This window comes from Ottowia sp., assembly GCF_035325765.1.
Classification (GTDB): domain Bacteria; phylum Pseudomonadota; class Gammaproteobacteria; order Burkholderiales; family Burkholderiaceae_C; genus Ottowia.
On record NZ_DAOKZG010000041.1, the window covers coordinates 21,945 to 29,332 of the forward strand.

Sequence of the window (7,388 nt, forward strand, 5' to 3'; positions counted from 1 at the left end):
GTGCCATTCGACCGGCTTCTTGTCACGCGCGGATGACTCAGCACCCGCCTCCCTTGAAACGGACCCGGGCGAAGCACCCCGAGCCCATCAAACAAAACGGTCCCCCGATAGGGACGCGGTTGGGCGTTCGCTACGACTCCGCGCTTCTCACCACGGCCTGCAACTGCCCACGCCGACGCGCCGGCCCGCGCCGCTCGGCCACGCGCACCCGGCTCACGAAGTAGCCGTAAATGCCGAGCTGGGCAATCAGCGGTGGCAGGAAGGTGCCCAGCAGGTACAGCGGCAGCACCATCAGGCTGTTGGTGTGCACCAGGATCCAGGCCATGGCACCGACCTGCAGCGGCACGCTCGCCACCACGAACAGGACGGCGAGCGCGGTGGCCAGCGCCTTTTCCAGCAAATGGAGCGGGAAGATGTAAAGCAGGGCCGCGTGCATCAGCGGCACCAGCCAGACCAGGATGGCGCCGATCTTCATCAGGTCGCTGAAATAGCCGGCCACGTTGACCTGGGGCAGCCAGGGCAGGAAAACATAGGCGGCCAGGCTCAGGGCGGCCAGGAAGGCGAGCACGCGCAGCCCGTAGATCCAGGGCAGCCGCTGGCGCGGCAACAGCAGGGAAAGCACGCACAGGACGATCACCGCCAGCAGGGCCGTCCAGAGCGCGGCGCGGCCCGGCTGCGGCGCGCTGATGTCCAGCGCCACCACGCTCCAGCTCTGCCCCAGCAGGCTGACGCTGCTCAAGCCGACGCCGCTCGCGGGCCCGACGCCCAGGCGCGGCCAGCCCCAGGCCAGGATCGATTGCCAGACCTCTTGCACCGCATCATGGCTGGCCCAGATGGCGGCCCAGCCGACCAGCAGCAGCAACGCCGAGCCGATGGTGTCGCCCCAGGTCCAGGTGTAGGAGCGCAGTCCGCGGTGCTGGCGCGTGGTGCCCGCCGTATTCTTCAACCAGCTCATGTCAGTGATCCACGGCGCCGTGCGCCATCCGCAACGCATGGAACGACGTGGCTCCAGTGGCCACGGAGCAGGCCAGTCGAGGACGCCCTGAGCGGGAGTCTCCCTGGACACAGGGTGCGTCCCCCACCGGGGCAAGGAGCGAAGTGACGCGAGGAGCGTGTTTCATGTCAGAAGTCCATGAAGAGGCCGGCAGAAATCCCGAACCGGCGGTAATAGGGGTTGCGATAGCCCTGCAGGCCGACCACGTAGCCCCAGCTGGGATGGAGCCACTGGCGCCACTGCAGCGTCAGCTCGGTCGAGCGGAACGAGACGTTGCCGGGATAGGCCGGCACCAGGCCGACCGGCAGGTAGGCTTCCCGCCCGTGCTCGAGTCGCACCGACAGGTAGTGCTGCTTGGGCGCACCCCAGGTCATCGCGCCATAGCCACGCGTGGCCCAGACCGAGCCGGGGCTGGAGCGATTGAACAGCAGCCCGCCCTCGCCCACCCAGCCCTGCTCGGCGTAGTGGATCACCGAGGCGCGCAGGCCGAAGTCGCGATGCACGCCGTCGCCGCTGGCGGCGCTCATCAGGCCGACGCCGGTGACCCAGCGGCGCGACTGCGGCCACTTGTGGTACAGCCCCAGGTCGAACCGTCGCTTGTTCTGGAAGATGGCGGAGCCGCCTGAGACGCCCGCCAGCCCGTACCAGGCCGGGGAGAAGTCATGCACCAGGGTCAGGCCGCCGGTCACGCCCGAAGCGCCGAAGTGGCGCTCGTTGGCGGCGCTCCAGTACAGCATGGTGGGGTCGCCGAGGCGGTAGTGACCGCGTGCGTAGACGTCGGTCCAGTTGCGGTTGCCGCCACTCAGGTCGGCGCCGGCCAGACCGACTTCGACCTGTCCGCGCGTGAACGCATGCGGCGCTGCGGGCGCGGCCTGGGCCTCGGCGCGCGGCGGATCCGCGACCGGAACCTGTGCAGCGGCACCGATCGGCAGGCACAGCGCCGCCAGCAGCACGGCGGCACGGATGCGCGGGCACGCCTTGATCTCGGGGGTTCGGGTGGGCAAGGTCATGGGTTTCCTATCCAGGCGCGGGCACCTGGCCCTGCAGATTCAGGCGGGGACAGGCGGCAGGGATGCCGCGCTGCCGCAGCGCGGCGTCGACCTGGGCGTCGAGCACGGTCCAGCCGACGGCCGCCGGATCGATGCGCACCGAGGCGCGCCAGCAGGCGGCCTCGAGCGGCGCGAGTTCGTGGATGTCCCACGCCACCAGGCCCCAGGCATAGCGGTCGCTGTCGCGACCGAGCCAGGTGCGACTGTACTGGGCCAGCCAGGCGGCTTCGTCCGCCGCCGCTTCGGCCGGGCCCATGATGCCGCTGCGCCAGAGGAAGGTGCGCGCCAGCGCGTGCGGGTAGAAGGCCTCGGTGGGCAGGTCGGGACGCGAGGGGCGCCAGCCGGCGGCCGTGTGAAAGTGCCTGCGGATGGCCTGCAGCAGCGCGTCGGCCGCGGCGCGCTGGCCGGAGATGCGCAACGCCGCATGGACCTCGAGGTTGTCCATCAGGTATTGGGCCGGCGCGTGCGCGAAAGCATGGTACAGGCCGTCGCCGGGATCGCGCAGCGTGCGCAACAGGGCGGCCGCGCGCCGCCCGGCCCGGCGCGCCCGGGCATCCTGCGCAGGATCGAGCCAGCCCTTGCGGCGCACCAGTTCGATCAGGTGGATCGTGGTCGCCGCCATGGAATCGTCGGCATCGGCCTCCAGACACGCCACCCAATGGCCGCTGCGCGCGCCGCAGAAACGGTCGAAGCCGCCATCGCGACGCTGCCGCGGCAGCAGCCAGGCCAGCCAGCCCACGACCTCTTCGCGCAGCGCCGCATCAGCCTCCAGGGCAATGATGAAGGCCTTGTTGACGAAGTAGGGGTCGGTGAGGTCGCCTCCGACCTCGGTCACGTAGGCGCCATCGACCGTGCGGAAGGCTTGCGGCGGTGCAAGCGCGGCTACGGCCGACGCAACACCCGCCAGCAGCCCGGTCAGCAGGACCTTGGCCAAGCGCCAGACCTTCATGCCGCAGCCACGTCGCAGCCGCGCACCGAGGTGATGGTGCCGAACACCGCCACGTCCGGGCCGAGGTGGACGTCCCAGCCCGAAACGCTGCACGGGATGGCCGGACTGCCGGCACGGCAGCCCGCGCCCAGCGTGACCCGCCGCACCGCCGAGATCGGCCCCTGCAGGCGATTGTCGCCCTGGCAGCGGATGCTGCCGGTGGCGAACAGCGCGCCTTCGATGCAGGCCCCCCGCGCCAGTTCGGCGTCGCCATGCACCTTGACGTGGCCTGCCAGGGTGGCGCCCGCCTTCAGGTGCAGCCTGCCGGTGACCACGACAGGACCTTCCAGCCGCTCACCGGGCTCCAGCACCAGGCCATCCGGGCGACGCTGCGGCATCCCGGGCAGCGGCGTGTCCTGGGCAGCGGGCAGGTCGGTCGGCGGTGCCGCCAGCGGCGCGGTGACCAGACACGGCGCCGCCAGGCGAAACCCGCGCGAACCGGATGCCAGCACGATCAGGCGCTCGGCGCTGGCGCGGCCGGTGAGGCGCGCCGGGCCCTCGCACACGATGGTGTCGGCGTGTGCCAAGTGCACCACCTGGCTGTCGGCGGCCAGCACCAGCCGGCCGTCGGAGATCAGGATCTCGGCGCGCGCACCGCGCCCGAGGCGCAGTGGTTCGTGCACGCGCACGGCGTCGAGCTGCGTGCCCTCGGGAACCTCGTAGCGGCCGCCCTGCAGCCAGCCGGCCGCCTGCGGCAGGCTGGCCAGCGCGGGCAGGCGCGGCGCCAGCACCTTGACGCGGTAGTCGGTCTCGCCGTCGTCGTCGCCGTCGATGGCCAGCGGCCGGGCGTCGCGGCGCTGCTTCAGTTCGAGCCACCCGGGCAGCAGGGGCAGGCCGAACACCAGGGCCGTGGCTAGTAGCCAGAGCAGGCCCCAGCTCCATTCATTCAATGCCATCATGATGCGCGCTCCTGTTCCGGGGCCGGGGATGCCAAGGCGGGCTTGCGATAGCGCGCCGTCTTGTCCCACTTGAGGCGGCGGCGGAACAGCCGGTCGAACAGCATGCCGTCCAGCGTCGCCTTGGTGCAGGCCAGCAGGCTGACCAGGAAGCCGACGAACATGAAGGGCAGCAGGCGCAGACGGCCGCGGCGCCCGTCCAGGTGCACGGCCGCGGCGATCTGCACGAAGGCGGCGAAGTTGCCGACCGCGGTGACCGTGGTCATGAGCAGCAGCACCCAGAATTCCCAGGACATGGCGCCGGCGAAATTGCCACCGGCCAGCACCAGGATCGCCGACAGCAGCCAGCCCAGCAGCAGGATCGGTGACATCATGAACACGCCGAGCAGCGCCAGGCCGTCGATGCGCTGGCGCCAGGTGAGGCGCCGGCCGGCCAGCACCTCGCCCAGGTAGGACACCATGACCTGGTTGTGCCCCTTGGCCCAGCGCCCGATCTGGCGAAAGCGCACCGGCCAGGACTGCGGCACCTCCTCGTAGCATTCCGCCTGGTTCAGGTAGGCGGTGTGCCAGCCCTTGAGCAGCAGGCGGATGGTCAGGTCGGTGTCCTCGGTCAGCATGTGGGTGCGCCAGCCGCCGGCATCCAGCAGCGCCTGCAGGCGCACGCCACCCACCGTGCCGCCGTACTGCGGCACGCCGCCCATGCGGTAGCGCGCCTGCTGGTCGACCTGGTAGCCGGCGGCCCGCTCAAGTTCCAGGATGCGCGTGAGGAAGTTGTGACCCGCGTTCTGCGGCACCACGCGGCCCATGGTGGCACCGACCTCTGGGTCGAAGAACGGTGCCACCAGCTGCTTGATGAGCTGGCGACTGGGCAGGTAGTCGGCGTCGAAGATCACCACCACCTCGGCCAGCTGCTCGGCGGCCACGATCTCGGTGGCGGCATGCAGCGCCGCCGTCTTCGAATCCTCGGGGTCGACACCGTTGCCGTTGCCAGACTCCTGCAAGGCCGTGAACTCCTGCCCAGCCACGAGCACGGTCGCGTCCCGGAGCGCCGCCGCCTTGCCGGGTTGTCCCCCTTCGCGGTGGAACGGCCGGATGCGGTCCGGATGCTCAGCGACGTAGCGGTCGATGATCTCGCGCGTGCGGTCCGACGAGCGATCGTTGATCGGCATCAGCAGGATGCGGTCCTGCGGATAGTCGCAGCGCAGAAGCGCCTCGATGCAGTCGCCGATCACGGCCTCCTCGTTGTGCGCGGCGATGAAGACCACCACGCGCGGCCAGGCCGCGGTCTCGATGGCGGCGTGCAGTGGGGACTGGCGACGGAACAGCCGCGTCAGGGTGAACGCGTAGTGCCGGATCGAATACAGCATCAGCAAGGCGACGATCACCAGCAGCGCGATGCGACAGACCAGCAGGAAGGTCGCCATGCCGGCGCCCAGTGGCGCCGCGGCGGCCCAGCTCGAAGCCGGCCACCCGGCCAGCAGGCCGATGCCCCCGGTGAAATGCAAAAGACGTGATCGCACGCGGCTCCCCGATTCAAGGTTCATGGTTAATTCAATGCGTGGCAGCGGCTTCGGCGCGCCGCCGATCCGGTTGGCCGGCGTGCGCGTGCCCACCGGCGCTCATGCCACTCCGTCGGCCACCAGCGCCGGCTCGGCGCTTCGCGCTGGCACGGCACCCAGTGCGCGCTCCAGGATGTGCACGATCTGCTGCGCCGCCTGGCCATCACCGAAGGGATTGCCCGCCACCTGCATGCGGCGGTAGGCGCTGGCGTCGGCCAGCAGCCGCTCCACGGCCGCAACGACGTCGGCACGCGCTGTGCCCACCAGCGCGCCGCCGCCGCACTCGATCAGCTCCGGTCGCTCGGTTTCCCGGCGCAGCACCAGCACCGGCACCTGGTAGGTCGGCGCTTCCTCCTGGATGCCGCCCGAATCGGTCAGGACCAGCCAGGCATCGGCCAGCGCCTGCTGCATCGCCAGGTAGTCCAGCGGGGCCGTCAGCCGCACGTTGGGCAAGGCCCCCAGGCGCTGGCGCACCGGAACCTGCACGGTCGGATTCAGGTGCACCGGAAACAGGATCGGCAACTGCGGGTGGCGCTGCGCCAGCTCGGCCAGGGCCGCGCACACGTCTTCGATTTCGGCGCCCCAGTTCTCGCGCCGATGCATGGTCACCAGCAGATGGCCGCGATCGCGCCGCTGGCGCTTGATGCCGTGGTTGGCGCGCGCCCAGAGCTGGGCGTCCACCACCGTGTTGCCGGTATGAAAGACTTGCGACGCCGCCAGCCCCTCGCCGGCCAGCGCCTCGGCGGCGCGGTGCGTGGGCGCGAAATGGAAGCGCGCGATGCGCGTGATCATCTGGCGGATACCCTCTTCCGGAAACGGCCGCGCCAGATCGTGCGTGCGCAGGCCGGCCTCGACGTGGCCCACCGGCACCTGCGCATGAAAGCCCGCCAGCGCGCCCAGGAAGGTACTCTCGGTGTCGCCCTGCACCAGCACGCAAGACCAGTCGCGGCTGCGCATCACGTCGTCGAACCGCAGGCGGCAGCCAGCGCTGAACTGGGCCAGGGTGTCGCCCTCGCGCGCAAAGCGGAACTGCGGCGCAATGCGAAAGCACTCGAGCATCTGCTCGGCCATGGCGTCGTGCTGGCCGGTGTGCAGCCATGCAACATCCGCCCACGGGCAGTCCTGCAGGACATGGTAGAGCGGCGCCAGCTTGATCACCTCCGGCCTTGTGCCGGACACGATGAGCACGGATCGGGCAGCCGACCCACTCACAATGCACCCCAGTCGGTCCATTGGGACGAAGGCCCCTGGGATTCCGGGTGCGGTCCATCGTTCAGGTTCACGACGAACACGATCTCGCCGCCGAACCGACCCACGCCGAGGGCCTGCATCAGGGCCGCCTCCTGCTCGGAAGTCTCCATGCGGAGAAAGCAGATCGCCTGGCGCATCCCCTCGTGGCTCGACTGGAGGATGTCCAGCCGTCGGATGCGTCCCTGGACCTCGCAGACTTGCTGCAGCCGCGTGCGCAAGGTCACCACGTCGGCGCAGCCGTTCAACTCACTCAAGCTGTTCATTCCCGCCACTCCCCATGCAGTGCATGCAAACGGGTCAAATTTGTAGACATTTACACTCAATTGTTTTTATATGCCGTCAAGCGGTTTCTACTTGTATTATGCCCACAGTGATTAGGGTTAACCCGATGTTGGCCCGCAAAGCCGACCCGCAAGGGCAGTTTTTCACAAAATGCGACTCTGCCGTGCCGCGGAGCCGGCCCGCCCGGCACCACCGCCGGAATGCCTGTCCGGATGGGCGGGCGAATGACTTGAAGTCGCGGGGCCCCGGACTCCCCGGTGCCACGCGAGGATCCGGCCCTGCCACAGCGAGTGCCAGACCGACCCCCCGGAATCCGGATCGTGTCCCATCGCGTGGTGTAAGTCCCCAGCCCGGAGAGGCTTGAGACAC

7 protein-coding genes are annotated in these 7,388 nt (G+C 69.8%); all 7 read right to left on the reverse strand.

Annotated features, from left to right (window positions below):
• Window positions 1-130: 130 nt before the first annotated feature.
• Window positions 131-955, reverse strand: coding sequence for a hypothetical protein (locus PKA16_RS12325; protein WP_324403525.1), 825 nt, complete (start codon window positions 953-955; stop codon window positions 131-133).
• A 167-nt stretch (window positions 956-1,122) separates the two neighbouring features.
• Window positions 1,123-2,004 carry a YaiO family outer membrane beta-barrel protein gene (locus PKA16_RS12330; RefSeq protein WP_324403526.1) on the reverse strand — a complete coding sequence of 294 codons (882 nt, stop codon included), beginning with the start codon at window positions 2,002-2,004 and terminating at the stop codon, window positions 1,123-1,125.
• Window positions 2,005-2,011: 7 nt separating this feature from the next.
• Window positions 2,012-2,992 carry a hypothetical protein gene (locus PKA16_RS12335; protein WP_324403527.1) on the reverse strand — a complete coding sequence of 327 codons (981 nt, stop codon included), beginning with the start codon at window positions 2,990-2,992 and terminating at the stop codon, window positions 2,012-2,014.
• Window positions 2,989-3,930: a hypothetical protein gene (locus PKA16_RS12340; protein WP_324403528.1), complete on the reverse strand. Its 942-nt coding sequence runs from the start codon at window positions 3,928-3,930 to the stop codon at window positions 2,989-2,991. The genes PKA16_RS12335 and PKA16_RS12340 overlap by 4 nt, the downstream gene beginning before the upstream one ends.
• Entirely contained in the window at window positions 3,927-5,471 is a 1,545-nt protein-coding gene (locus tag PKA16_RS12345) for a glycosyltransferase family 2 protein (RefSeq protein ID WP_324403529.1), read from the reverse strand. The genes PKA16_RS12340 and PKA16_RS12345 overlap by 4 nt, the downstream gene beginning before the upstream one ends.
• Window positions 5,472-5,546: 75 nt before the next feature.
• Window positions 5,547-6,665: a UDP-N-acetylglucosamine 2-epimerase (non-hydrolyzing) gene (gene wecB, locus PKA16_RS12350; protein ID WP_324403530.1), complete on the reverse strand. Its 1,119-nt coding sequence runs from the start codon at window positions 6,663-6,665 to the stop codon at window positions 5,547-5,549.
• Window positions 6,666-6,694: 29 nt separating this feature from the next.
• On the reverse strand, window positions 6,695-7,000 hold the full coding sequence (locus PKA16_RS12355; protein ID WP_324403531.1) for an RNA-binding protein: 306 nt from the start codon (window positions 6,998-7,000) through the stop codon (window positions 6,695-6,697).
• Window positions 7,001-7,388 lie beyond the last annotated feature (388 nt).